Here is a 24,700-nt window from a genome sequence, read left to right on the forward strand (position 1 = left end):
CTACGGTCCCTCGCACGGCGGGCCCGCCTCCCGCCTTTCCCTCTTCTCTCGTCTCCTTCCTCCGCTCACTTCTCCCAGGGCACGTCCGGGGCGCGGTGGAAGGCGATGCCCTGCGCGTCCATGCGGGCCGCGTGGGCGGCGAGGCGCCCGCCGTACGCACCCCAGTCCCGCGCGGCCGGGCTCCAGCCCAGCTCCGCCAGGCTCAGCACCCGCGGAAAGGCCATGAACTCCAGGTCGGCCCGGGTCGCGATGGTCTCCGTCCACAGCGGCGCCTCCACCCCGAGGACCGCCGATTCCGGGACGTCGGGCAGGTACGCCCCCGGGTCCCATTCGTATGAGCGGCGCACCGGGACGTAGCCGGCCCAGGCCAGGCCCTGCTTGGTCGCCGTGTCGTACTTCATGTCCAGGTACAGCCGGTCCGCCGGCGACAGGACCAGCGGGTGGCCGGCCTTCGCCGCCGCGGCCACCGCCGCCTTCTCCGCCGCCGCCGTCCGGTCGTGGCCCCAGTACTGCAGGACGGCGCCGGGGGCCGGCCGGGCCGAGGCCAGCTGGTGCCAGGCCACCACCGTCTTGCCGTGCCGTGCGACGGCCTGCTGCGCCCGGTCCATGAACGCCGCGTAGTCCGCGGCCGGGGTCCGGTGGGCCTCGTCGCCGCCGATGTGCAGGTAGCGGCCGGGGGTGAGGGCGGCCAGCTCCCCGAGCACGTCCTCGACGAACTCGTACGTCCGCTCCTTGCCGACGCAGAGCGAGCTGAAGCCGACCTTGGTGCCGGTGTAGCGCTCGGGCGCCTTGCCGTCGCAGTTCAGCTCCGGGTAGGAGGCGAGGGCCGCGTTGACGTGCCCCGGCATGTCGATCTCGGGGACCACGTCCACGTACCGCTCGGCCGCGTACGCCACCAGGTCCCGGTAGTGGTCCTTCGTCCAGTGGCCGCCGGGGCCGCCGCCGACCTCGCTGCCGCCGCCGTACTCGGCGAGCCGGGGCCAGGAGTCGATCGCGATCCGCCAGCCCTGGTCGTCGGTCAGGTGCAGGTGAAGGGTGTTGACCTTGTACTGGGCGAGCTGGTCGACGTACCGCTTGACCTGGTCCACCGTGAAGAAGTGGCGGGCGATGTCCAGCATCGCCCCCCGGTACGCGAAGCGGGGCACGTCGGTGATCCGGCCGCCGGGGACGGTGCCCGGGCCGGACACGGGCAGCAGCTGGCGCAGGGTCTGCCCGGCGTGGAACAGGCCGGCCGGGGTGCGGGCGGTCAGGGTGACCCCGCGCGGGCCGGAGTCCAGCCGGTAGCCCTCCTCGCCGAGCCCCGCGGCCAGGGCGTCGATCCGCAGCCGGATCCCGTCGCCGGCCCGGCCGTGGACCACGGGCAGCGGCAGTCCGGAGGGGCCGCGCAGCTGTTCGGCGAGGAGCTCGCCGACCCGGCGGACCTCCGCCCCGGCGGCCGGGCCGGTCCGGATGACCGTGGCCGCCCCGACGGGGTAGCCGGGGCCCTCGGCGTGTGCGGAGGCCGGGGCGGGCAGGAGCCTCTCGTAGGGGGTGGGGGCGGCGGCGGGGCGGGCCCTGCCGGGGTGGGCGTCCCCGGGTCGGGCTTCGTCGCCGCGGGCGGAGGCGCAGGAGACGAGCGCGCCGAGGACGAGGAGGGTGCCGAGCGTGCGTCGCAGGACTCTCATGGCCCAGGTATAGGCCAACTCCCCTGCTGGGGACGGTGCGAGAATCGCCGGATGGCGGAAATCATCCAGAAGGACGGTACGTGGACCTTCGACGGGGACGCGGTGCGCATCGTGCCCGGTCGGGACAAGGGCGTGGGCCTGCTGCGCCAGACCCTCGGCGAGGTGGTCGTGCCGCTGCGGGCCCTGGCGGGGATCAGCCACGAGCCGGGGCGCAGGACGGGCCGGCTGCGGCTGCGGCTGCGCGACGGGGCGTGCCCGCTGCTGCAGGTGACCGGCGGGCGGCTGCCGGAGGCCTCGGACCCGTACCGGCTGACGGTGGAGTCGGACCGCGGCGGGGTGGCCGAGTACTTCGTGGACGAGGTGCGCAACGCGCTGCTGCTGGAGCAGGTGCCGGCGGGGCCGGTGGACGCGTACCTGCTGGCGGGGCCGGCGGTGCCGATCTCGGTGGGGGCGGGTGACGGGACGGTGGCCTTCGACGGGGACCGGGTCGGCCTGGACTGGAACTGGACGACGGAGGAGGCCAAGAGCTCGGGCGGGCCGCGCGAGTTCCGGGTCGCGGACCTGCGGTCGGTGGAGTGGTCGCCGTCGAAGGGCCTGGACAACGGCTGGATCCGGTTCGGCCTGGCGGGGGCGGCGCCCGCGCCGGCCCCGAAGTACGACCCGTACACGGTGGAGCTGTTCGGCTTCAAGAAGGACCCGCTGATGGCGCTGGTCGCGGCGGCCGTGGCGGTGCGGATGCCGCATCCGGCGGCTCCGGCCGAGCCCGTACCGGTGCCGGCGCAGTCGCCGTCGCTGGCTCCGGGGCTCGCAGCGGAGGCGGTGTCCGCGCCGGCCGGGGCGGGCGGCGGGGAGGACCACGACGCGCTGCTGCGGCGGCTGCGGGAGTTGGGTGAGCTGCATCACGCGGGGATCCTCACGGCGGACGAGTTCGCCGCCGCCAAGCAGGCCGTTTTGCGCCGTTTCTAGCGGTTACATAGCGGATCAACGCATTCCGCAGGCAGGCACCAGCGTGATCCTGCCCGCATTCGGGCAGGATCTTTGCTTTTACCGGGCGTCGGACGTCAATATCTACGAGTGCTCGACCGCCGCCCGTCGTACGACGATCTTGTCGACCACCTGGTGCGCAGCACCGCGCTGCAGCGCGGGGAGGCGGCCCGGGTGGTGCTCGACGTGCTCGCGTACTTCGACGAGACGACCGAGGAATTCGTCCGGCGCCGCCACCGCGAACTGCAGTCCGGCGGAGCCGTCAACGCGGAGATCTTCGAACGGATCGCGGGCGAGCTGCCGCACCGGGCCGTGGCACCGCCCGAGCTGTCCCTGCGACAGCTCCGCCGCATCGTCTACGGCTGACGGCCCGCGCGGCACCGGTCACGGCACACCGGCCGCTCCGGCAGCGGCCACCGCAACACCCGAACCTCAGGAGGGGTAACACTTCATGTGCGGAATCGTGGGATACATCGGCAAGCGCGACGTGGCGCCGCTGCTGCTCGAAGGCCTGCAGCGGCTTGAGTACCGCGGGTACGACTCCGCGGGCATCGTCGTCAACAGCCCGAAGTCCCCGGCGCTGAAGGTCGTCAAGGCCAAGGGCCGCGTGCGCGAGCTGGAGACCCGCGTCCCCAAGCGCTTCGCCGGCACCACCGGTATCGCCCACACCCGCTGGGCCACCCACGGCGCCCCGAGCGACCTCAACTCCCACCCGCACCTGGACACCGAGGAGAAGGTCGCGGTCGTCCACAACGGCATCGTCGACAACGCCGCCGAGCTCCGCGCCAAGCTGGAGGCCGAGGGTGTGGTCTTCGTCTCGGAGACCGACACCGAGGTGATCGTCCACCTCATCTCCCGCTCCCAGGCCGACACCCTGGAGGAGAAGGTCCGCGAGGCCGTCAAGGTCATCGAGGGCACCTACGGCATCGCCGTCATGCACGCCGACTTCGCCGACCGCATCGTCGTCGCCCGCAACGGCTCCCCGGTGATCCTCGGCATCGGCGAGAAGGAGATGCTCGTCGCCTCCGACGTCGCCGCCCTGATCGCGCACACCCGCCAGGTCGTCACCCTGAACGACGGCGAGATGGCCACCATCAAGGCCGACGACTTCCGCACGTACACCACCAGCGGCACCTCCACCACCGCCACCCCGGAGACCGTGGAGTGGGAGGCCGCCTCGTTCGACATGGGCGGCCACGACACCTACATGCACAAGGAGATCTCCGAGCAGCCCGACGCGGTCGACCGCGTGCTGCGCGGCCGGATCGACGACCGCTTCTCCACCGTGCACCTGGGCGGCCTGAACCTGGACCCGCGCGAGGCGCGCGGCATCCGCCGGGTCAAGATCCTCGGCTGCGGCACCTCGTACCACGCGGGCCTGATCGGCGCGAGCCTCATCGAGGGCATGGCCCGCATCCCCGCGGACGCCGAGCCGGCCTCCGAGTTCCGCTACCGCAACCCGGTCGTGGACCCCGACACCCTCTACATCGCCGTCTCCCAGTCCGGTGAGACCTACGACGTCCTCGCCGCGGTGCAGGAGCTCAAGCGCAAGGGCGCCCGCGTCCTCGGCGTCGTCAACGTGGTGGGCTCCGCGATCGCCCGCGAGGCCGACGGCGGCGTGTACGTGCACGCCGGCCCCGAGGTCTGCGTCGTCTCCACCAAGTGCTTCACCAACACGGTCGTGGCGTTCGCGCTGCTCGCCGTGCACCTGGGCCGCATACGCGACCTGTCCGTCACCGACGGCAAGCGCATCATCGAGGGCCTGCGCCGCCTGCCCGCCCAGATCGAGGAGATCCTCAAGGGCGAGGAGGACATCAAGAAGCTCGCCGCCGAGTACGCGGACGCCAAGTCGATGATGTTCATCGGCCGTGTCCGGGGCTACCCGGTGGCTCTGGAGGCCTCCCTGAAGCTCAAGGAGATCTCCTACATCCACGCCGAGGCCTACCCGGCCTCCGAGCTCAAGCACGGCCCGCTCGCCCTGATCGAGCCGGCGATGCCGACGATCGCGATCGTCCCGGACGACGACCTGCTGGAGAAGAACCGCGCCGCGCTGGAGGAGATCAAGGCCCGCAGCGGCCGGATCCTGGCCGTCGCGCACCGCGAGCAGGAGAAGGCGGACCACACCATCGTCGTCCCGAAGAACGAGGACGAGCTGGACCCGATCCTGATGGGCATCCCGCTGCAGCTGCTGGCGTACCACACGGCGCTGGCCCTGGGCCGGGACATCGACAAGCCGCGCAACCTGGCGAAGTCCGTCACGGTCGAGTAGTCGCCCCGCCGCAGGCACCCACGAGAACGGCCCCCGGGACACCCGGGGGCCGTTCCTCGTTCCGCCGTGCGGCAGGTCAGCCCGCGGCGACCGCGCTGCCGCGGGAGGCCTTGCCGAAGGCGGTCGGCCAGTGGGCCAGCGCCGCCGTCGCGCCGTACCAGGTCAGCAGCCCGGAGACGGCGGCCACCCAGCCGGCGGCCTTGGCCAGCCCTCCGCTGTCGGCGAGGGTGCCGGTCGCGAGGAGCAGCAGGGACAGGGTGAGCAGGGCGTACGTGCCCTGGCCGAACAGTCCGCTCGCGGCGCCCGTGGTGAGGGTGAGCGCGAGGAGGGCGAACAGGATCAGGAACAGGCCCGCGGCGTGGGCGGAGACCTTGGTGTCGGCTCCCGCGGCCCAGGTGAACCAGAAGGCGCCGAGGCCCGCGAACGCCGTGCCGTTGAAGCCGTTTCCGCCACGGAACTCCAGGAGTCCGAGGACGAAGAGGCCGAAGCCCCCGACGTAGGTCGCGAGCGAGACGGCGTCCGCCGCGGACACTCCGCCGATGATGCCGGTGTGGCCGATACCGAACGCGAGAAGGGTGAGACCCAGGGCGATGTTCCCGAGGGTCGAAGTCGTGGCCGTGCTTCCCGCAGAGACACCATTGTCCACGGCGGGCTCCCTTCGATCTGCAGTTGTGTGCTGCGTCCCAGCAGCATTTATCTACCCTTTACAGGGGTGCACAACCGCACAATCGATACAGCAGCGGTTACGGAATGACAACGACCGGTCGCTGTGCGCGCTTGGCGAGCCGGCCCGCGACCGACCCGAAGATCCGGCCGACGATCCCGTGCGTGGAGCCGACCACGATGGCGTCCGCCGAGTACTCCCGGCCGACCTCCTCCAGCTCGTGGCAGATGTCCCCGCCCCGCTCGACCAGGATCCACGGCACCTCGGCCAGGTAGTCCGCGCAGGCCAGTTCCAGCCCGAGGACCTCGGTGCGGTGGTCGGGCACGTCCACGAAGACCGGCGGCTCGCAGCCGGCCCACACGGTGGTGGGCAAACGATTGGCCACGTGCACGATGATCAGGCCGGATCCGGACCGGCGGGCCATCCCGATCGCGTACGCGAGGGCCCGCTCGCTGGAGGTGGAGCCGTCGAACCCCACGACGACGCCGTGCCGGAAGGCCGGGTCGCAGGACGGACGCGCCTGTTCCGTCGCGCGCAGTTCGCTCGGCACCTGATCGGCGAGCGGCTTGCGCTTGCGATCAGCGGGTTCGGGGAATTCGTGACCGGCCATGGATGTCTCGGCGAAGTGGTCCTCGGGGGAAGGGACAAGGCGACGGGGCGACAATGGGCGAAATCGACGACTCAGGGTGACGGAGCTCTGTCCGGGAAGCATCTTCCCAAGCCCTTACCCACCAGGGTACGGCGACACTCCTGTCCTGGACAGGGCATGCCGCACTTGGAGAGTGTCCCAGGGAGCATGCCGGAGCGAGGCCGCCTTGGCAATGTCCGCTGTCCCCTACAGGCAGTGACGAGCGCCCCTTGCGCGCCACTCGTGCGCGCAGTGACCGAGCCCCGCCGCACGCCGTTGGACAGGCGTCCGACCGCCCAGGAGAGCCCGCAGGGAGTACGCCGTGCCCGGCCATCCGGTTCACCCCGTCCAGCCCGCTCAGCCGACGCAGCCCGCCCCGTTCGCCGGCACGACCCCCCATGTCACCCCCGCCCCCGTTCACCCGTCCGTGCAGTCCGGCAGGCACTCCCATGACGACCCCACGGGTGACGTGGTGCGCTGGGCGGCGTTCAGCTGCCTGCTGGTCCCGGTGGTCCTCGTCGTGTACGGGAGCACCTTCGGCGGGGCCGTCGTGGCGACCCTGGGCCTGGTCGCCGTCACGGCGGTGTGCCGGCTGATGCTGCGCTGGTCCGAGAAGGGAAGCCGGGGCACCGTGCGGGTCCTGGCCGAGGACCGGCTGCCGGCATCGGGCCGACGCCGCCGGCACTCTCGGGGCGGCAGCGGGACCCGGCGCGGGGGCCGGAGCGCGGGCCGGAACGGGGGCCGGAACGGGGCGCGGCACGGCTGCAACGGCTCCGGCGGGACCCCTCGGAGGGACTGACCGATTCACACACCCACACCCGCATGATTTCAGCCAACTTCGGGACACCATGCCGGTCTTGCCGGAATGCTGTTCCACTCGCCCCACCACCGGCAACGACGGCGTCAGGGGGGCCGGAAGACCCGATGGGTACTGGCCACGGCCGGAGTGTGAGCTTCCCGCTCCGGTAGCGGAGTGGAACGCTTACTGATCGAATGCTTTTCGCCAAGTTGCCAAGTCGACATAGCGCTGCGTGCTGAACTTGTCACGCCGACACCACGGGACGCAGTAGATTCGATCATGTTTTACGGCGGGGGATCCACGTGCAAGGCCGAGGGGAAACGTGCAGGTGCGACCAGACCAGGGAGTCGCGACACCCAAGGGGGGCTTAGCCATGAGCCAGGATTCCACCGCCGTCATCACGGACGCCGGCCGGAAACTTGCGGGGCGTCGCCGCAGGGAGATCGTTGCGGTGCTGCTGTTCAGCGGCGGGCCGATCTTCGAGAGCTCCATTCCACTCTCCGTGTTCGGCATTGACCGGCAGGACGCGGGAGTTCCACGCTATCGACTGCTCGTCTGCGCCGGGGAGGACGGTCCGCTGCGGACCACCGGCGGACTCGAGCTGACCGCGCCGTACGGCCTGGAGGCGATCGCCCGCGCGGGCACCGTCGTCGTCCCGGCCTGGCGCTCCATCACGTCACCGCCGCCGCCGGAGGCGCTCGACGCACTGCGTCTGGCGCACGAGGAGGGGGCCCGGATCGTCGGACTGTGCACGGGAGCGTTCGTGCTCGCCGCCGCCGGTCTGCTGGACGGCCGTCCCGCGACGACGCACTGGATGTACGCGCCGACGCTGGCCAAGCGGTACCCGTCCGTCCACGTCGATCCGCGCGAGCTGTTCGTCGACGACGGCGACGTGCTCACGTCCGCGGGCACCGCGGCCGGAATCGACCTGTGCCTCCACATCGTGCGCACCGACCACGGCAGCGAGGCGGCCGGGGCGCTGGCCCGCCGGCTCGTCGTCCCGCCGCGGCGCACGGGCGGCCAGGAGCGCTACCTCGACCGGTCGCTGCCGGAGGAGATCGGCGCCGACCCGCTGGCCGAGGTCGTCGCCTGGGCGCTGGAGCACCTCCACGAGCAGTTCGACGTGGAGACGCTCGCCGCCCGCGCCTACATGAGCAGGCGCACCTTCGACCGGCGGTTCCGCTCGCTGACCGGCAGCGCGCCGCTGCAGTGGCTGATCACCCAGCGGGTGCTCCAGGCACAGCGGCTGCTGGAGACCTCCGACTACTCGGTCGACGAGGTCGCCGGGCGCTGCGGATTCCGCTCGCCGGTGGCGCTGCGCGGGCACTTCCGCCGGCAGCTGGGGTCCTCCCCGGCGGCCTACCGCTCCGCCTACCGGGCCCGCCGCCCCCAGGGCGACACGGCGCAGGTGTCGGAGATGTCGTCGGGTTCGCTGCCGCACCAGCGCACTCCGCAGCCCCACCGGGCAGCGGCGGCGCTGGCCGCCTCCGGTCCGACGGTGACGGAGCTGTACGCCCCGTCGCGCGTGCTGCGCGAGCACGCGTAGCCCGCAGCGGGCACGGCCCGACCCTGAAGGCCCCTGTACCGGTCACGACCGGTGCGGGGGCCTTCTGCTCTCCCGGCCCGGCCGGATCGGCCGGGCGAGCGCATAAGGTGGACGCATGAACGATCGCATGGTGTGGATCGACTGCGAGATGACGGGCCTCTCGCTGACGGACGACGCACTTATCGAGGTGGCCGCGCTGGTCACCGACTCGGAGCTCAACGTGCTCGGCGAAGGCGTGGACATCGTGATCCGCCCGCCGGACGCGGCCCTGGAGACCATGCCCGACGTGGTGCGCGAGATGCACACCGCCTCCGGCCTGCTCGACGAGCTGGCCGGGGGAACCACCCTCGCGGACGCCGAGGCGCAGGTCCTGGCGTACGTACGCGAGCACGTGAAGGAGCCCCGCAAGGCGCCGCTGTGCGGCAACTCGGTCTCCACCGACCGCGGCTTCCTGCTGCGGGACATGCCCGCGCTGGAGAGCCACCTGCACTACCGGATCGTGGACGTCTCCTCGGTCAAGGAGCTGGCGCGCCGCTGGTACCCGCGGGCGTACTTCAACAGCCCGCCGAAGAACGGCAACCACCGGGCGCTCGCGGACATCAAGGAGTCCATCGCCGAGCTGCGCTACTACCGGGAGGCGGTCTTCGTCCCGCAGCCCGGCCCGGACTCGGACACGGCGCGGTCCATCGCCGCGAAGCACGTCCTGCCCGCCGAGTAGCACCCGCCGGAACCCTCCGGAGGAGGGGTCGGCGGAATAGGGGGAGCGAGCACCCTTCCGGACCCTGTACCCTTTTCTTCGGCCGGTCGGTTTCCGACCGGACATGGTGGGTGTAGCTCAGTTGGTAGAGCACCTGGTTGTGGTCCAGGTGGCCGCGGGTTCGAGTCCCGTCACTCACCCTTCACCGGAGGCCCCGGTCCGCTCGCGCGGACCGGGGCCTCCGGCGTTTCCCCCGCCGCAGGCCGGGTCAGTCCCGGTCACGGAAGTCGTCGGCGTGGTCCTCGACCCAGGTCGCGAAGGACCGGGCCGGGTGGCCGGTGAGCCGGGGCACCTCATCGGTGAGGACGGCGGGAACACCGTCACCCGCGGCCCAGTAGTCGAGGAGTGCGTCGGCGAAGGGCCCCGGTATGTAGGCGGCGGCCTCGGCCTTCCACTGCTCGGCGGTGACCGTCTCACAGGGCACGGGGCGCCCGAGGGCGCGGCCGAGTATGGACAGTTGGTCCGCGAACGTGAGCGACTGCGGGCCGGTCAGGGTGTAGGCGCGCCCGGCGAGGGCGGGGTCGGTCAGCACGGCGTACGCGGCCTCCGCGAGGTCGGCCTCGTGGACCGGGTCGGTGTGCGCGCCCGGGTACGGCAGGCGGACCGGCAGGCCGGCCCGCAGCAGTCCCGCCCAGCCGAGGGCGTTGGACGCGAAGGCCCCGGGCCGCAGCAGCGTGGTCCGCAGCGGCGAGGCCAGCAGTACCTCCTCCACGGCGCGGTGGGCCGCGGCCAGCGGGTTGTCGGCGGCGGACGGGGCGAGCACCGCGGAGGAGGACAGGAGCACGACGTGCTCGACGCCCGCGGCGGTCGCCTCCTTGACGAAGGCGTCGATGCCGGAGGCCTCGGCGTAGAGGAAGACGGACCGGGCTCCGGCGAGCGCTTCGGGGAAGGTCGCCGGATCGGACAGGTCGCAGCGGACCGTGCCGGGGGAATCCGGCTCCCGGGATCCGAGGCGGTGCTCGACGCCGCGGGCGCTCAGGAGGGAGACGAGACGGCGGGCGACGGCGCCTCGGGCACCGGTGACGAGGATGGACATGGCGGAACCTGCTTCCTGCTGTGCGTGTCGGGCTGTGCATGCCTGGATGGCGCTGTGCACGATAGAATCACTACGCGATGCAGATTGTGTACCGAACATTCTCTGCGCCGCGCAATCAAATTTCAGGCATGGAGAACCCGATGTCAACCGATTCCCCCCGTTCGGGTGAGCAGTGGAGCCGCGCCGAGCTGCTCGCGCACGTCGTGACGGAGAGCCAGCGCCACTACGCCGGCTACTCGCTCTTCACCCAGGCCCTCGCCGACCACGTCGGCCTGCACCCCACCGACATGCAGTGCATCGCGCTCCTCGACCTGGAGCCCGGCCCCGTCAGCACCGGCGACGTCGCCCGCCTCACCGGCCTGACCTCGGGCTCGGCCACCCGCCTCGTCGACCGCCTGGTCAAGGCCGGCATCGTGGAGCGGCTCGCCGACCCCAACGACCGCCGCCGCTCCCTCGTCGCCCTGGCCCCCGGCGCCCGTACGCGGATCGGCGAGGCCTGGGAGACCCCGGGACGCGCCTTCGGCGCCGTCCTGGACCGCTACTCCGACGCCGAGCTCGCCGTCATCGCCGACTACCTGCACCGCGCCGCCGAGGTCGGCCGGGACCAGGCCGAGCGGCTCCAGTCCGGCGGCTGACCGGGGACCGAACGGGGCACCGGCCGCTGCGCCTCCGGCGCGCGGCTCAGGCCGGCGAGGAGGACATGGCCGCCAGGCCCTTCGCCAGTTCCTCGCGGTTCATCACCGGACCGATCTCAAACTCTGCATTGAAGTTCAGGAACATGTCCTCCAGCAGCGGCGGCAGCTGCGAGCTGTCCTGGAGGTCGAACACGATCCAGCAGGACCGCACGCCCTCGTGGAGGCCGAAGTAGGCGGCCTCCGGCTTCACCTTCTCCATGAACTTCTGGATCACCGTGGGCAGGGCCCCGCTCTTGATGCCCTCGTTGCTGGCGGCCGTGTCCATGTGGGCCCGGAGCATGACTCTCATGCCTGACTCCTTCCGTCAGCGCCACCCTCGGTGCGGTCGCCGGGCCCGGCAACATCTGCACGCCCGACCGGGTATCAGGCCCCGGGGTCAGGCGTCGGCGCCGGGGACGAGGCCCGTGCCGCCCCTGCGGGCGCCCTGGACGTGGAAGTTGAAGTCGGTGTGCCCGAGGGCCCCCATCAGCCGGAGCCAGACCGGGAGCAGCATCTCGGTCCCGCGGGCCGTCTCGATGCCGCCGAGGTCCAGCACGCTCGTCTCCGGCCAGCCGAACGCGTGCAGCAGCGCCCGTACCTCCGCCTTGGCCTCGGGGTCCTCCCCCGACAGGAACACCGTGTGCTCCCCCGGCACCCGCGCGGGATCCACCATGATCCGGCAGTTCATGGTGTTCAGCGTCTTGACCACCCGCAGCCCGGGAAAGGTCCGCTGGATCCGCTCGCCCAGGCTGTCGTCGTTCACCGGGTCCAGGGTCGGCGGGAACCCCCGGGAGAAGTCCAGCGGGTTCGCGATGTCGATCAGGATCCTGCCGTCCAGGTGCGCGGCGCCGGCCTCCGCGAGGATCGCCACGCTGGCCTGCCCGGCCGTGGCGTTGACGAGGGTCTCGCCGTGCCGGACGGCTTCGGCGAAGCCGGCCAGGAAGACGTCCGCCGCGCCGTGGCCGCCCGCCCGCCACGCGGCGAACTCGTCGCGGCCGGCGGTGGCCCCGGGGTCGCGGGTGCCGATGACGACCTCGTGGCCGAGGGAGTTCAGGCGGGCGGCGATCATGCGGCCGACCATCCCGGTGCCGAGGACTGCGTAGCGCATGGGCGTTCCGATCCTTCCGGTGGTTCCTGCTCTGCCGTGTCCGTACGCCGATCCCTACCCCGGCCCGCACCCCGGCCCGTACCCCGGGTCCCCACCCCGGCCCCCACCCCGGTCCGCACGCCCGCCGGCTACCCGCCCAGGATCCGCAGGTCGTGGAAGAACTCGTAGCGCCGCGGGTCGTCCGGCAGGAACCAGTGGAGCCCCTCCTGCAGGAACACGGCCACCACGCTCACGGCGGCCACCAGCCCGAGGAGCCACAGCGCGAGCAGCCCCGCCGCCCGGTGCGGCCCCGGCCCGGCCGTCGGAACGGCGCGGTCCGCGGTGGCGTGGGCGGAGGCCAGGACGACGCCGACCGCTACGACCGAGGCCTGGAAGAGAACCCACGCCCACACGCCGAGGTGCAGGCCGAGGACCTCGCCGCCGAGCACCCCGCCGCCGTGGCCCCTGCCGCCCGGCAGGACGCGCGGCACCGACTGCCGCCAGGAGGCGAACGAGCCGACGGCGACCGCGACCAGCGCCAGCCCCCAGCCCGTCATGTAGTCGCGGCCCGTCACCGCCCCCTGCGTGAGCGCCGTACGGACGATGTACGCCGCCCCCGTCGCCGCCAGCAGCATGAGCATCCGCTGCACGACGCAGAGCGGGCAGGGCTGCTCCCCCAGCGCGAGCTGGACGAAGAGGCCGACGCCGGCGACACCCGTCCAGCCGAGGGCGAAGAAGCACGCGAACCAGTACTGGACCCGTCCCAGCAGACCGCCCTCCAGCGGGGTCTCCGGGAGGATGCTCTCCATCGTGGCCACGGCGCGGTCAGTGGATCGGGCCGAGGACGGGGCCGCCGGGCAGGTGGTGCGCCATGAGCAGGACCACCGCGGTCAGCGTGAGCCACCAGGCTCCGAGCACGGCCGTCCGCGACGCGTCCCGGCACAGGGCGATCAGCGTGGCGAGGAGGCCGCCGAAGATGAGGGTGTCCATGCCGCGGACCGTACCGACGAACGGCGCGTGCACGCCGAGAGGCGCGCCCCGGCCGCCCGCCGGTTACGTCGGTTGCCCGTCAGCCGCGCCGGTTGCCCACCAGCCGCCGCGCCGCTTGCGCCGGCCGCGGCGCTCCCGCCCGCCGCGCGCCCCGCCGCCGCGGGCCCGGTCGTCCAGGGCGATCCACAGCCTGACCTCGGTGCCGCCGAGCACCGAGCGGCCGATCCGCACATCGCCGCCGGTCCCCTCGGCGACCCGGCGCACGATGTCCAGCCCGAGGCCCGTCGAGCCGTCCCGGCCGCCGTCGTTGCCGCGGCGCAGCGCCGCGTCGGGGTCGTCGATCCCCGGCCCGCTGTCCGACACGAGCACGATGACGGCGTCCCCCGCGTCGTGCACATCGACGGCGAAGGCCGTGCCCTCGGGGGTGTGCCGGAAGACGTTGCCGAGCAGGGCGTCCAGGGCGGCCGCGAGCTCCGGTCGGGCGACCGGGATCCGTACGGTCCGGTCCACGCCGGCGAGCCGCACCTCGCGGCCCTGGTCCTCCGCGAGCGCCGACCAGAACGCCATCCGGTCCCGGATGACCTCGGAGGCGTCGCAGCCCGCCGCGGCGGCGGCTCCGGCCGCGCCGGTCGCGCGCTGCTCGCGGGCGGTGCGGATGATCGTGTCGACCTCCCGTTCCAGCTGCTCGACCGCGGCCCGGGTCTGCTCGGCGGCCGGACCGTCCCCGAGCGAGGCCGTGTTGAGCCGGAGCACCGTCAGCGGCGTCCGCAGCCGGTGCGACAGGTCGGCGGCCAGCTCCCGCTCGTTGGCGAGGAGTTCCACCACCTGGTCCGCCATGGAGTTGAACGCGACGGCGGCCGACCGGAGTTCCTTCGGCCCTGCCTCCGGTACGCGCGCCCCCAGCCGGCCCTCGCCCAGCTGGTGCGCGGCGTCCGCGAGCCGCTCGGCCGGGACCACCAGCCGGGCGCCGAGCCGGTCGGCGACCGCGACCGAGCCGACGACGAGCGCCAGGCCGACGCCGGCGAGGACCAGCCAGGCGGTGGCGACACCGTTGCTGACCTCCCGCTCGGGCACGAGGATCTCCACCACCGCGATGTCCCCGGACCCGAGCGCGGTGGGCTGGAGCAGCGCCGAACCGCCGCGCGCCAGCGGCACCGTCATCGCCCGCCCGAGCCGCCGGGTCTCGTCCACGGCGTGCGAGCCGGCCCAGCCGGCGCCGATCTCCACCGCCGTGCCGCCGCCGACCGGGGGCACGTGGACGGCCATCCGCTGGGCTGCGCCCATCTCCGTGGACTCCACGGCCCGGCGCAGCTGCCCCGGGTCGGTGGTGATGGACAGGGTCGGGCCGATGGTGGCGGCCTGCCGCTCGGCGTTGGAGAACGCCCGGTCGCTGGCCATCTCCTGGACGACCAGCCCGAGCGGTACGGCGAAGGCCACCACCACCATGGCGGTGACCGCCAGGCACACCTTGACCAGGGCCCATCTCACCGGGGCGGCTCCAGCTTGACCCCGACCCCGCGCAGGGTGTGCAGGTAGCGGGGGTTGGCGGCGGTCTCGCCGAGCTTGCGGCGCAGCCAGGACAGGTGCACGTCGATCGTCTGGTCGTCGCCGTACGACTGCTGCCACACCTCGGCGAGCAGCTCGCGCCGGGACACCACCACGCCGGGCCGGCCGGCCAGGAAGGCCAGCAGGTCGAACTCCCGCCGGGTCAGGTCCAGGGCGGCCCCGTCCAGTTCGGCCTGCCGCCGCAGCGGGTCGATGGCCAGACCGCCGACCCGCAGGACCCGCGAGGGCGCCTCCGCGCCGGCGGCGGACCGGGCGCGGCGCAGTACGGCGGCCATCCGGGCGGACAGGTGCTCCACGGAGAACGGTTTCGTCAGGTAGTCGTCGGCGCCGTCGTTGAGCAGCCGGACGATTTCGGCCTCGTCGTCGCGCGCCGTGGCGATGATCACCGGTACGTCGGTGATGCCGCGCAGCATCTTGAGCGCCTCCGACCCGTCCAGGTCGGGCAGGCCCAGGTCGAGGATGACCACGTCGAAGCGGTGGTGGGCGACCTCGCGCAGGGCCTCCAGGGCCGTGCCGACGCTGCGCACCGTGTGCGCGGCATCGGTCAAGTGCCGGATGAGGGCGGAACGTACGAACTGGTCGTCCTCGACCACGAGCACACTTGCCATGAGCCGCACCGTAGTCCATTCGGGCGACTCAGCGGGTGTCGGGCGGCGTTCGGGGCCGGTGGTGCAGTATGGGGGCTGATGCGCCGAGGACTTGTACATGCATTCGCCTGGACGCTGGCGACCGGGGCGGCGGTGACGCTGTCGTGGTGGGGCGTGCACACGGTGATGTCCGGGACGGCCTACGATCCGCCGCTGGCGGTGCCGTTGGCCACGAAGCCGCTGCCCTCGTCGACGCACGGTGCGGGCGCCGGCGGTTCGCCGTCCCCGTCCGCGTCACCGTCCGATTCCGCCTCCCCTCCGCCGTCCCCGTCCGCCTCGGCGTCGCCGTCCGCGGAGGCCTCGTCCGCGAAGCCGCCGCCGAAGGCGTCCCAGGGTGCGCGCCCGTCCGGCGAGCAGGGTGCGGGCGGTGGCGCGGGCGGCACGGTGAAGGCGTACACGGTCGACGGCGGCCGGGTGGTGTTCGACCTCGGCGCGTCCTCGGCCGACCTGGTGTCGGCGACGCCGGACGCCGGCTGGCAGATGCAGGTGTGGAAGCAGCCGTTCTGGATCCGGGTGACCTTCACCAAGGGCGACCGCGAGATGTCGGTCTTCTGCACCTGGAACGGCCACCCGCCGCTGGTGGAGACGTACGAGGGCTGACCGCGTCGGCTCCCGCCGCCGCGCGCCTCAGTGGAACACGGACGGCGGCGGCTGCGGGGAGGCCGTCGCCGAGGCGTCGGCCACCGGGGCGGCGCCGCCGGCGAAGTCGGTCAGGGCGCGCCCGTGTTCGACCCGGCCCGGGTGCGGGTCGCCGGCGACGCGGCGGGTGAACTCGGCCACGGGGAGCTCCCGGTCGGCGGCGGCCAGGACCGCGTTGCCGAATCGTTTCCCCCGCCACACCACCGGGTCCGCGGCCATCGCCAGGTGTGTGAAGCGGGCCGCGGCGGTGGCGATCTGGCCGCGCAGGTGCGTGAGCGGCGGCCCGTCGGCGAGGTTGGCCACGTACCAGCCGCCGGGCGCCAAGACCCGGCGTACGTCGTCCAGGAACTCGGTGCTGGTCAGGTGGGCCGGGGTGCGGGCGCCGCCGAACACGTCCGCGATCACCAGGTCCGCCCAGCCGTCCGGGACCTTCGCCAGTCCGGCCCGCGCGTCCAGCGTCCGGACCCGGATCCGGGCCTGCGGGTCCAGCGGCAGGTGCTCCCGTACGAAGGCCACGAGGGCGGCGTCGATCTCCACGACCTGCTGGGTGGAGCGGGGGCGGGCGGCGGCCGTGTAGCGGGCGAGGGTGAAGGCGCCGCCGCCGAGGTGCACCACGTTCAGGGGCTGCCGGGCGGGGGCCGCGAGGTCGATGAGGTGGCCGATCCGGCGCTGGTACGCGAAGGCCAGGTGCCCCGGGTCGCCGAGGTCCACGTGGGACTGCGGCGCCCCGTCGATCAGCAGGGTCCAGGCCTCGGCCCGCTCCCGGTCGGGCGCCAGCTCCGCCTGCCCGCCGCCCACCTGCCCGACGACCGCCTCGGAGGTTGCGCGCCCGCGCTGTCTGCTGCCTCTGCCCTTGCCTGCCACCACCCCATTGTCCCCGCCCGTACGCCGGCCCCGGCCCGACCCGGAGCCTGACCCGGAGCCCGACCCGCCCGGAGCCTGACCCGGAGCCCGACCCGCCCGGGGCCGCTCGGGAGCCCGCCCCCGCCGCCCCGGGCCCCGGTCCGCCCCGCCCGTCGGCCCCTCGGGCTCAGCGGCAGTTGTCGGCGGCCTCGATCAGCCGGGCCGCCTCGCCGAGCGCCGCCCGCAGCACCTCGGGGTCGGTGACCGCGCCGACGGCCTCCGGCGGGAGCAGCCAGCCGCTGTCCCCGGGGGCGGGCAGGACGTCGCCGAGGCGCATCCCCCGCCCGTTCGTCTGCGTGCAGGCGCTGCCGGGGAGGTCCCAGGCGTCGGCGGTGCCGGGCGGGACGAGGAAGCCGAGGGTGGCGCCGGCATCGTCGTGCAGCACGGGGCCGACGCCGACGGCCCGGCTCGCCGCGGCCCGGCGGATGATGTCGACGGCCTCCAGGCCCTGCCGGGCCGGCACGGTCACCAGGTCCGGTGCGTCACACCCGAGGGGCTGGGTGTTCGTTCCTGCGCTCTCCATGCCGGCCTCCACCACGGGAACCACCCTCATCGATCGCCTACGGGCGGGGCGGGAGTCGCCTCCCACCCCGCAACGGGTCCAACGCAGGCAGGCGTCAACAGGTTCGGCGGCAAGACGCTGCAAAGGATGGCACTTCATGGCAGATCGCGGGTGAGATATCCGGTTTGTAGGCAAACAGTGCATCAACGGGCTGTCCCTGGCGGTACGTTCGGGCCCGCCGGTAGCGGCTCCGCACCGCAGCACCCGCAGCACCGGCAGTGCGTTCCTTGCCAGAGAGGCCACGTCCATGACGGCGTTCCCGCCCTCACCCAACCACACCTTCCGGCGGCTGCGCGGACCGCTCTCCCCGGCCGAGTTCGCGGCCGCGGTCCGCCGCTCCGCACGGGAGATCGGAGAAACGGTTTCCTGCGACGCCCGCTACATCGGCCGCGTCGAAGCCGGGGAGATCCGCTGCCCCAACTACGCCTACGAGCGGGTCTTCCTGCACATGTTCCCCGGCCGGATGCTGACCGACCTGGGCTTCTCCCCGCGCGAGGCGGTCCGCGGCCGCTGGGCGCAGCGCACCCCCGACACCCACAAGGAGAGCGACGTGCAGCGTCGCGCGTTCATGGCGGGCGGTTCCGCCACCGTGGCGGCCGCGACGTTCGGCCTCACCCTGCTCGGCGACACCCGCCGTACGCCCTCCCGCGCCGGCGAGGCCGAGGCCGCCGCGGTCGAGGACGCCGTACGCCAGATCCGGCTGCTGGACGACCGGCACGGCGCGGACGCGCTCTACCGCAGGGCGGCCGCACCGCTGCGGGCCGCCTACGCACTGCTGGACGCGGGGGCGACCCGGCAGTCCACCGAGGACCGGCTGAACGCGGGCGCCGGCGAGCTGGCCGTCTCGGTCGGCTGGCTGGCCCACGATTCCGGGCGCCTCGACGACGCCCGCTCGCACTACGCGGAGGCCCTGGCGACGGCCCGTGTCTCCGGGGACGCCGGGCTGGAGGCGCACGCCTTCAGCAACATGGCCTTCCTGGCCCGGGACTGCGGCCGGCCCCGCGAGTCGGTACGGGCCGCGCAGGCGGGCCGCCGGGCCGCCCGCTCCGTCGGCTCCCAGCGGCTGCTGGCGCTGCTCGCGCTGCGCGAGGCGGGCGGCTGGGCGGGCCTGGCCGACCGCAGGGCCTGCGAGGAGGCGCTGGCCCGGGCGCACACGGAGTTCGCCCGCGGCCCGGCGGACGCGGACCCGGAGTGGATGTCCTTCTTCGGCGAGGCCGAGCTGGAGTCGCTGGAGTCGCGCTGCCGGGCGGCGCTCGGGGAGCACGCCAGGGCGGCCCGGCACGCCCGGCGCGCCGCCGACCTCCAGGACCCCCACTTCACGCGGAACATGGCCCTCTACACCGCCGAGCTGGCCGACAACCTGTCCCGCGCCGGGGCCCCGGACGAGGCCGCCCGGGCGTGCGGCCGGGTCCTGGACCTGCTGGAGGACGTCCAGTCGACGCGGATCCGGTCGATGCTCTCGGCGACGGCCCGCACCCTGGTCCCGCACCAGCGCAGCCCCCGGGTGGGGGACTTCCTGGCCCGGCACGCCGAGGCCTGAGCGGAGCGCTCCGCGGGTGGAGCGTGTTGGGCCGGCGGTCGGCTGCGGGTCCGCTGTGGCCGGGCGCGCAGTTCCCCGCGCCCCTTCGGGGGCTACGCCTCCAGGTGGCCCGTGTCGTTCCAGCGCTCCAGCGCGGGGGCCCCGTACGCCCAGCCGAGCACCGACAGGGAGGTCGGCTCCAGGCGGATGCGGGCCCCGAAGGAGGCGTCGAAGCCGAGCCAGCGGGCGGCGAGGGTGCGCAGGATGTGGCCGTGGGCGAAGACGAGCACGTCGCGTTCGGCCGAGCGGGCCCAGGCGACGACCTCGTCCGCGCGGGCCGCGACGTCGGCGACGGACTCGCCGCCGGGGACGCCGTCGCGCCAGATCAGCCAGCCGGGCCGGACGGCCTGGATCTCGGCCGGGGTCATGCCCTCGTAGTCACCGTAGTCCCACTCCATCAGCAGGTCCCAGGGCTCCGCCCGGGTGCCGAAGCCGGCCAGGTCGCAGCTCTCGCTCGCGCGGACGAGCGGGCTGGTGCGGGCCTCCACGCCGGGCAGGCCGCCCCACGGGTCCCCGGCGAGCCGCTCGCCGAGCAGCTTCGCGCCCCGCCGGCCCTCCTCCAGCAGGGCGATGTCCGTGCGTCCGGTGTGCTTGCCGAGCCTGGACCACGCTGTCTGGCCGTGCCGGGCGAGGAGGATGCGGGGGGCCATGCGGTTTCTCCCGGTTTCGGTGGTCCGTGGCGGTTCGGACGGTTGGATCGTCCGACCATCATCCATCACATGAACACCAGGCAACCCGCGCACCCGAACGGCCGTCCTAGATCGTATGAACAACCGGCAGAAGCCCACCCGCTGGTGGGTCGAACTGCTGCTCCTGGGGCTCCTCTACGGCGCGTACTCCGGCGGCAGACTCCTCGCCCGGGGCGGCGTACAGCCGGCCGTCGACCACGGACTCGCCATCCTCCGCGCCGAAGACCTGCTGGGGATCGCCTTCGAGCGGCCGCTGAACCGGCTGTTCACCCACCACGGCCTGCTCGGCATACCCGCCGACTTCGTGTACGCCTCCCTGCACTACCTGGTCACCCCGGCCGTGCTGGTCTGGCTCTACCGCCGCCGACCGGCGCACTACCGGACCGCCCGCACCTGGCTGGTGGCCTCCACCCTCCTCGGGCTCGTCGGGTTCGCGCTGATGCCCACCTGCCCGCCCCGGCTGCTCGACGCCGCGCACGGGTTCACCGACACCATGGCCCAGTACAGCGCGTACGGCTGGTGGGGCGCCGAGGCCAGCGCCCCGCGCGGGTTCGGCGGACTCACCAACCAGTACGCGGCCATGCCGAGCCTGCACGTCGGCTGGGCCCTGTGGTGCGGGGTCCTGCTGTGGCGCCACGGGCGGCAACCGCTCCTGCGGGCCCTCGGCATCGCCTACCCCGCCGTCACCGTGCTCGTCGTCATGGGCACCGCCAACCACTACTTCCTCGACGCCGTCGCCGGGGCCGCCGTGATGGGCCTCGGCCACGCCGCCGCCCGCGCCGTGTCGGCCCGTACGGAAGCCCGCGCGGAGGCCCGTACGAAGACCCGCGAGGCGGCCCGCGAGGCGGCTTCGGCAGCGGCCGGGGCGCCGGCCCCACCGGCCGGTTTCCGGGGTACGACCCCGATTGTCAGTGGCGGATGGGACACTTCCGCCCGTGAGCTCCTACCCGCACAGCGGCCCGCCCCAGAAGACGACACTGCGGCAGCGGCTCGCTGACCTGCGCGGCCCCGCCGTGCCGCCCCGCCCGCTCGACGCCCGCTCGCTGGCGGCGCTCGCCGCCAACCCGGGCTGCGGCAGACGCGCACTGCTCGACGGGGCCGGTGTGGACAAGACCGCGCTCGCCGCGGCGCTCGGCTCGCCCGCCGCCTTCGGCCAGTCGCAGTTCGCGATCATCCGGGGCAACTCCTTCGAGGCCAGGGTCAAGGCCGACGGCGGGGCCGAGCTGCTGCGGCTCGTCCACCGGCACCTGGGCGGCGGGGCCGAGCCCCCCGGCAGCGGCGCCCAGGTGCCCGACCTCACCGCCGCCGGCCCCGAGGGCCGCGCCGCGCGCACCGCGCTCGCCCTGCGGGACGCCACCGCCGCCGGCGGGTGGACCCTGCTGGACCACCCGATGCTGGCCCTGGAAGTGGCCGGCACGCCCGCCTACCTGGAGCCGGACGCCGTCGTGGTGCATCCCGACGGCCGCTGGACCGTGGTGGAGATCAAGTCGTTCCCGCTGGTCGACGGCGCCGCCGACCCGGCGAAGGCGGGCGCCGCCGCCCGGCAGGCCGCCGTGTACGTCCTCGCGCTGGAGAAGACCGCCGAGAAGCTGCCCTCCGCCTCCGTCGGGCACCGCGTGCTGCTCGTCTGCCCGAAGGACTTCTCCAACCTGCCCGCCGCCGCGCCCGTCGACGTCCGCCGCGAGCGCTCCGTGACCCTGCGCCAGCTGGACCGGCTGACCCGCGTCGACGAGCTGGCCGCGGCCCTGCCCGAGGGGGTCACCTTCGACCCCGCCCGGCCCGCCGAGGAGCTGACCGAGGCGGTCGCCGCCGTCTCCGCCGCCTACGCCCCCGAGTGCCTGGCCGCCTGCGAGCTGGCCTTCCACTGCCGGGAGCGGGCCCGGGCCGCCGGGGAGGCCACCGCGCTCGGCCGCGGCGTCCGCGGGGAGCTCGGGGCGTACACCACCGTCGAGGAGGCCTTGGCGGCCGCCGCCGGCGGGGGCGCCCCCGACGATCCGACCGCCGCCGCGCTGGAGCACGCGGCCCGCCTGCGCGCCGAGGCGCTCCGGGAGGCGGCATGCCGCTGATGGACACCCTCGCCCGGCTGCAGGCCGTGCGCTCGGGCCGGGCCCAGGCGCTGGCGACCGTACGGCACCGGCATGTGCACGAGCGCCCGCTGGTCTTCGTCCCGCTGACGACCGCGGGCGAGACGGGCGCCCCGCTCGGCGCGCTCGTCGGCACCGACCCGGACGAGCCGCGCCTGCTGGTGGTGCCGCAGCCGCGCGACCGCGATCTGCGCTGGGCGTTCCTCGCCCGGCTGGCGGACGAGGTGCTGCCGTACGTGGAGTCGTACGCCGACGAGGTCGAGCTCGTGGAGCGCACCGAGACCGACCCGGAGACCGGCGCCCGCGCCAAGGTGTCGGCCGAGCTGTGCCTGGACGCGCCGCAGCTGGTGGTGCCGAGCCGGGCCGGCATCGACCACGTCCGGCTGCTGGGCCGGTCGATGCGCTTCCGGCGGACCGCCGAGGAGGACCCGGAGAACCCGTATCCGGCGCCCGCCCGGGTGCCGCTGCTGGGCCGCTGGTTCACCCATCTGGGCGAGCGCGCCCGCGTTCCGGGCTCCTCGATGCTGCTGTCGGCGACGGAGCTGCTGGCCCGGCACTGGGCGACCGGCCAGAGCAACCTGGAGGACCAGCACCTGGGCGCGCTGCTGGCCTGGATAGCCCCGCCGGACGGCGTGTCCGGCGCCGCCGCGGCCCTGCGCGCCGAGCAGGGCCGCGACCGGGACGGGCAGCTGCTGGTGCCGCCCGCCGGGCCGGCCACCGACCCGGCCTTCGACAACAAGCTGCTGGCCCCGGCGATGGCCCGGTACGACGCCGCCCGCGCCGCGGGCCGCCCGGCCGGGGTGGCCCGCACCGAGGAGGCCGTGCGGGAGCTGGTCGCGGAGCAGATGCGGCCGACCTGGCGGGCGGTGTGGCAGGCCCTGGAGCTGGTGCGCGGGCTGCCGGAGGCCGAGCGGGCCGAGGAGCGCTGGGTCCGCGACCGCTGGTCGTACACGGGCCACCGCGACCGGATCCGGGCGGGCGAGCCGCCGCAGCCGCGCCGCGACGACGCGGTGACGGCGGCCCAGAAGCTGGCCACCCGGGAGACCGAGCAGGTGCGGCTCGACGCCCAGGAGGCGCTGGACGACCCGCTGGTGATGGCGGGGCGGCGGCTCGCGGGCGAGGCGTTCGCGGGCGAGGTCACCGAGGTCGTCATGGAGTGGACGGAGTCGAAGCGGCCCAGCCCGCGCCCGCTGGTGACGGTGGCCACCGAGGACCGGCCGCAGCTCGCCGAGGGCTCCGGGAGCGGTCCGAAGGTGTTCCGCTCCCTGGAGGGCCGCCCGCAGAGCGCGCAGTTCGTCCGCTGTGAGGCCGACGGCAGCGTGGTGCTGCGGCTGCTGGACAAGATGGGCCGCGGCCGGGAGCCGGAGCCGGGATCGGTGCCGGAGAAGGGCGAGCGGGTGTGCTGGACGCTGTTCGAGCACGACGCGCGCGGCGGCCCGAAGCTGCCCGAACCGGACAAGACCCCCTGGACGCACGGCGGGCCGCCCGGATCCGCGACCGCCGAAGCCTGGCTGCCCGACGCCGTGACCGACGAGGACCTGCTGTGACCGTGACCGAGCGCGCTTCCACGGCCGCCTTCGACCCGGGCGCGGCCGCCGCCGAGGCCACCGCCGCGATCCTGCACGACACGCTGCACGGGCCCGAGCGGGGCGTGGTCGTCGACTCCCCGCCGGGGGCCGGCAAGTCCACGCTCGTGGTGCGCGCCGCCCGCGAGCTGGCCGCGGCCGGCCGTCGGCTGATGGTGGTGGCGCAGACGAACGCGCAGGTCGACGACCTGGTGCTGCGGCTCGCCGACAAGGATCCGGAGCTGCGGGTCGGCCGGCTGCACAGCAGCGACGCCGACGCCTACGATCCGGCGCTGCGCGAGCTGCCGTCGGTGACGCTGTCGGCGAAGCCCGCCGACCTGGCCGAGCTGCCGGTCACCATCTCCACGGCCGCGAAGTGGGCGTACGTCAAGGACGCCGAGCCGTGGCAGCACGCCATCGTCGACGAGGCGTACCAGATGCGCTCGGACGCGCTGCTGGCCGTGGGCGGGCTGTTCGAGCGGGCCCTCTTCGTGGGCGACCCGGGGCAGCTGGACCCGTTCAGCGTGGTCGGCGCCGAGCAGTGGGCGGGCCTGTCCTACGACCCCTCGGCCTCGGCGGTGACCACCCTGCTGGCGCACAACCCGCAGCTGCCGCAGCACCGGCTGCCCGTGTCCTGGCGGCTCCCGGCGACGGCCGCGCCGCTGGTCTCGCGCGCCTTCTACCCGTACACGCAGTTCCGCAGCGGGACCGGCCCCGGCGAGCGGCGGCTCGCGTACGGGGTCCCCTCGGACGGTTCGGGCCCGGACCGGGTGCTGGACGAGGCCGCGGAGGCCGGCTGGGGCCTGCTGGAGCTGCCCGCCCGGCACACCCCGCGCACGGACCCGGAGGCGGTCCGGGCCGTGGCCCTGGTGGTCCGGCGGGCCCTGGACCGCGGGGCGGTGACCTCGGACGAGCAGGCGCCGGGTCCGGTCCCGCTGACGGCCGACCGGATCGCCGTGGGCACCGCGCACCGGGACCAGGCGGCCGCGGTCCGCGCGGCGCTGGCCTCGCTCGGGGTCTCCGGGGTGACCGTGGACACCGCGAACCGGCTGCAGGGCCGGGAGTACGACCTGACGGTGGTGCTGCACCCGCTGTCGGGCCGGCCGGACGCGACCGCCTTCCACCTGGAGACGGGCCGGCTGTGCGTGCTTGCCTCGCGGCACCGGCACGCCTGTGTGGTGGTGGCCCGGGCGGGGATAGCGGAGCTGCTGGACGACCATCCGTCGGCGGAGCCGGTGCAGCTGGGCGTCACGACGAAGTTCCCCGACGGCTGGGAGGCCAACCACGCGGTGCTGGCACACCTGGCGGAGCATCGCGTGTCCTGGCGGCCGTGAGGCGACGGCCCTGAGCCGACGGCGGTGAGCCGAC

At 74.3% G+C, this 24,700-nt stretch carries 27 protein-coding genes and 1 tRNA gene; 14 read left to right on the top strand and 14 right to left on the bottom strand.

The window, feature by feature from the left end:
* Nucleotides 1-65: 65 nt before the first annotated feature.
* Nucleotides 66-1,664, bottom strand: a complete 1,599-nt coding sequence (locus ACIQUT_RS18810; protein ID WP_403564035.1) for a beta-N-acetylhexosaminidase — start codon at nucleotides 1,662-1,664, stop codon at nucleotides 66-68.
* 51 nt (nucleotides 1,665-1,715) lie between these two features.
* On the opposite strand from ACIQUT_RS18810, the gene ACIQUT_RS18815 reads away from it, so the two are divergent.
* The 3 genes from ACIQUT_RS18815 to glmS all read left to right on the top strand — a co-directional run bounded on the left by ACIQUT_RS18815 (nucleotide 1,716) and on the right by glmS (nucleotide 4,917).
* Entirely contained in the window at nucleotides 1,716-2,630 is a 915-nt protein-coding gene (locus tag ACIQUT_RS18815) for a DUF4429 domain-containing protein (protein WP_403564036.1), read from the top strand.
* 108 nt (nucleotides 2,631-2,738) lie between these two features.
* Nucleotides 2,739-3,014 (top strand): hypothetical protein, encoded by a 276-nt coding sequence (locus tag ACIQUT_RS18820; RefSeq protein ID WP_403564037.1) that lies wholly within the window; start codon nucleotides 2,739-2,741, stop codon nucleotides 3,012-3,014.
* An 85-nt stretch (nucleotides 3,015-3,099) separates the two neighbouring features.
* Nucleotides 3,100-4,917, top strand: coding sequence for a glutamine--fructose-6-phosphate transaminase (isomerizing) (gene glmS / locus ACIQUT_RS18825; RefSeq protein ID WP_403564038.1), 1,818 nt, complete (start codon nucleotides 3,100-3,102; stop codon nucleotides 4,915-4,917).
* A gap of 76 nt (nucleotides 4,918-4,993) precedes the next feature.
* On the opposite strand, the gene ACIQUT_RS18830 is transcribed toward glmS, so the two are convergent.
* Nucleotides 4,994-5,563 (bottom strand): GPR1/FUN34/YaaH family transporter, encoded by a 570-nt coding sequence (locus ACIQUT_RS18830; RefSeq protein WP_403564039.1) that lies wholly within the window; start codon nucleotides 5,561-5,563, stop codon nucleotides 4,994-4,996.
* Between the two features lie 97 nt (nucleotides 5,564-5,660).
* Entirely contained in the window at nucleotides 5,661-6,191 is a 531-nt protein-coding gene (locus ACIQUT_RS18835; protein ID WP_403564040.1) for a universal stress protein, read from the bottom strand.
* Between the two features lie 340 nt (nucleotides 6,192-6,531).
* Between ACIQUT_RS18835 and ACIQUT_RS18840 the strand changes: the two genes are divergently transcribed.
* The 4 genes from ACIQUT_RS18840 to ACIQUT_RS18855 all read left to right on the top strand — a co-directional run bounded on the left by ACIQUT_RS18840 (nucleotide 6,532) and on the right by ACIQUT_RS18855 (nucleotide 9,451).
* Nucleotides 6,532-7,008 carry a hypothetical protein gene (locus tag ACIQUT_RS18840; RefSeq protein ID WP_403564041.1) on the top strand — a complete coding sequence of 159 codons (477 nt, stop codon included), beginning with the start codon at nucleotides 6,532-6,534 and terminating at the stop codon, nucleotides 7,006-7,008.
* 373 nt (nucleotides 7,009-7,381) lie between these two features.
* Nucleotides 7,382-8,554: a helix-turn-helix domain-containing protein gene (locus ACIQUT_RS18845; RefSeq protein WP_403564042.1), complete on the top strand. Its 1,173-nt coding sequence runs from the start codon at nucleotides 7,382-7,384 to the stop codon at nucleotides 8,552-8,554.
* A gap of 115 nt (nucleotides 8,555-8,669) precedes the next feature.
* Complete coding sequence (orn, locus tag ACIQUT_RS18850) at nucleotides 8,670-9,272, top strand: oligoribonuclease (RefSeq protein WP_403564043.1); 603 nt, start codon at nucleotides 8,670-8,672, stop codon at nucleotides 9,270-9,272.
* Nucleotides 9,273-9,378: 106 nt separating this feature from the next.
* A tRNA-His gene (locus ACIQUT_RS18855) sits at nucleotides 9,379-9,451 on the top strand.
* A 68-nt stretch (nucleotides 9,452-9,519) separates the two neighbouring features.
* Here the strand turns inward: ACIQUT_RS18855 and ACIQUT_RS18860 are convergent.
* The gene (locus ACIQUT_RS18860) at nucleotides 9,520-10,347 is read right to left on the bottom strand and encodes an NAD(P)H-binding protein (RefSeq protein WP_403564044.1); all 828 of its coding nucleotides are present in this window, start codon (nucleotides 10,345-10,347) and stop codon (nucleotides 9,520-9,522) included.
* A gap of 140 nt (nucleotides 10,348-10,487) precedes the next feature.
* Between ACIQUT_RS18860 and ACIQUT_RS18865 the strand changes: the two genes are divergently transcribed.
* Complete coding sequence (locus ACIQUT_RS18865; protein ID WP_403564045.1) at nucleotides 10,488-10,982, top strand: MarR family winged helix-turn-helix transcriptional regulator; 495 nt, start codon at nucleotides 10,488-10,490, stop codon at nucleotides 10,980-10,982.
* A 46-nt stretch (nucleotides 10,983-11,028) separates the two neighbouring features.
* Here ACIQUT_RS18865 and ACIQUT_RS18870 read toward each other — a convergent pair whose 3' ends face one another.
* The 7 genes from ACIQUT_RS18870 to ACIQUT_RS18900 all read right to left on the bottom strand — a co-directional run bounded on the left by ACIQUT_RS18870 (nucleotide 11,029) and on the right by ACIQUT_RS18900 (nucleotide 15,694).
* Complete coding sequence (locus tag ACIQUT_RS18870) at nucleotides 11,029-11,331, bottom strand: hypothetical protein (RefSeq protein ID WP_403564046.1); 303 nt, start codon at nucleotides 11,329-11,331, stop codon at nucleotides 11,029-11,031.
* Nucleotides 11,332-11,418: 87 nt separating this feature from the next.
* The gene (locus ACIQUT_RS18875) at nucleotides 11,419-12,129 is read right to left on the bottom strand and encodes an NADPH-dependent F420 reductase (protein WP_403564047.1); all 711 of its coding nucleotides are present in this window, start codon (nucleotides 12,127-12,129) and stop codon (nucleotides 11,419-11,421) included.
* Nucleotides 12,130-12,257: 128 nt separating this feature from the next.
* Entirely contained in the window at nucleotides 12,258-12,917 is a 660-nt protein-coding gene (locus ACIQUT_RS18880) for a disulfide bond formation protein B (protein ID WP_403564048.1), read from the bottom strand.
* A gap of 16 nt (nucleotides 12,918-12,933) precedes the next feature.
* Entirely contained in the window at nucleotides 12,934-13,098 is a 165-nt protein-coding gene (locus tag ACIQUT_RS18885; RefSeq protein WP_403564049.1) for a DUF5993 family protein, read from the bottom strand.
* Between the two features lie 63 nt (nucleotides 13,099-13,161).
* A complete protein-coding gene (locus ACIQUT_RS18890; protein WP_403564050.1) occupies nucleotides 13,162-14,586 on the bottom strand; it encodes a sensor histidine kinase in 1,425 nt (474 codons plus the stop codon).
* Nucleotides 14,583-15,272 carry a response regulator transcription factor gene (locus tag ACIQUT_RS18895; protein WP_179176199.1) on the bottom strand — a complete coding sequence of 230 codons (690 nt, stop codon included), beginning with the start codon at nucleotides 15,270-15,272 and terminating at the stop codon, nucleotides 14,583-14,585. Before ACIQUT_RS18895 ends, ACIQUT_RS18890 begins: the two co-directional genes overlap by 4 nt.
* A gap of 179 nt (nucleotides 15,273-15,451) precedes the next feature.
* Nucleotides 15,452-15,694 (bottom strand): hypothetical protein, encoded by a 243-nt coding sequence (locus tag ACIQUT_RS18900; protein WP_403564051.1) that lies wholly within the window; start codon nucleotides 15,692-15,694, stop codon nucleotides 15,452-15,454.
* Between the two features lies 1 nt (nucleotide 15,695).
* Here ACIQUT_RS18900 and ACIQUT_RS18905 point away from each other — a divergent pair, with 1 nt between their 5' ends.
* Nucleotides 15,696-15,911 carry a hypothetical protein gene (locus tag ACIQUT_RS18905; RefSeq protein ID WP_403564052.1) on the top strand — a complete coding sequence of 72 codons (216 nt, stop codon included), beginning with the start codon at nucleotides 15,696-15,698 and terminating at the stop codon, nucleotides 15,909-15,911.
* Nucleotides 15,912-15,938: 27 nt separating this feature from the next.
* Here the strand turns inward: ACIQUT_RS18905 and ACIQUT_RS18910 are convergent, their stop codons facing one another.
* Nucleotides 15,939-16,814, bottom strand: coding sequence for a spermidine synthase (locus ACIQUT_RS18910; RefSeq protein WP_403564053.1), 876 nt, complete (start codon nucleotides 16,812-16,814; stop codon nucleotides 15,939-15,941).
* 166 nt (nucleotides 16,815-16,980) lie between these two features.
* Nucleotides 16,981-17,376 carry a hypothetical protein gene (locus tag ACIQUT_RS18915; RefSeq protein WP_403564054.1) on the bottom strand — a complete coding sequence of 132 codons (396 nt, stop codon included), beginning with the start codon at nucleotides 17,374-17,376 and terminating at the stop codon, nucleotides 16,981-16,983.
* A gap of 286 nt (nucleotides 17,377-17,662) precedes the next feature.
* On the opposite strand from ACIQUT_RS18915, the gene ACIQUT_RS18920 reads away from it, so the two are divergent.
* A complete protein-coding gene (locus ACIQUT_RS18920) occupies nucleotides 17,663-18,955 on the top strand; it encodes a tetratricopeptide repeat protein (RefSeq protein ID WP_403564055.1) in 1,293 nt (430 codons plus the stop codon).
* A gap of 92 nt (nucleotides 18,956-19,047) precedes the next feature.
* Here ACIQUT_RS18920 and ACIQUT_RS18925 read toward each other — a convergent pair whose 3' ends face one another.
* Nucleotides 19,048-19,644, bottom strand: coding sequence for a histidine phosphatase family protein (locus tag ACIQUT_RS18925; RefSeq protein WP_403564056.1), 597 nt, complete (start codon nucleotides 19,642-19,644; stop codon nucleotides 19,048-19,050).
* A 115-nt stretch (nucleotides 19,645-19,759) separates the two neighbouring features.
* Between ACIQUT_RS18925 and ACIQUT_RS18930 the strand changes: the two genes are divergently transcribed.
* Genes ACIQUT_RS18930 through ACIQUT_RS18945 form a run of 4 tightly spaced genes read left to right on the top strand, consistent with a single transcriptional unit; the run spans nucleotide 19,760 to nucleotide 24,666 of the window.
* Complete coding sequence (locus tag ACIQUT_RS18930; RefSeq protein WP_403564057.1) at nucleotides 19,760-20,680, top strand: phosphatase PAP2 family protein; 921 nt, start codon at nucleotides 19,760-19,762, stop codon at nucleotides 20,678-20,680.
* A complete protein-coding gene (locus tag ACIQUT_RS18935; RefSeq protein WP_403564058.1) occupies nucleotides 20,619-21,749 on the top strand; it encodes a hypothetical protein in 1,131 nt (376 codons plus the stop codon). Before ACIQUT_RS18930 ends, ACIQUT_RS18935 begins: the two co-directional genes overlap by 62 nt.
* The gene (locus ACIQUT_RS18940; protein ID WP_403564059.1) at nucleotides 21,740-23,314 is read left to right on the top strand and encodes a hypothetical protein; all 1,575 of its coding nucleotides are present in this window, start codon (nucleotides 21,740-21,742) and stop codon (nucleotides 23,312-23,314) included. Before ACIQUT_RS18935 ends, ACIQUT_RS18940 begins: the two co-directional genes overlap by 10 nt.
* A 2-nt stretch (nucleotides 23,315-23,316) precedes the next feature.
* The gene (locus ACIQUT_RS18945; RefSeq protein WP_403564060.1) at nucleotides 23,317-24,666 is read left to right on the top strand and encodes an AAA domain-containing protein; all 1,350 of its coding nucleotides are present in this window, start codon (nucleotides 23,317-23,319) and stop codon (nucleotides 24,664-24,666) included.
* Nucleotides 24,667-24,700: the final 34 nt, after the last annotated feature.

Source organism: Streptomyces sp. NPDC090445 (assembly GCF_044769385.1).
Classification (GTDB): domain Bacteria; phylum Actinomycetota; class Actinomycetes; order Streptomycetales; family Streptomycetaceae; genus Streptomyces.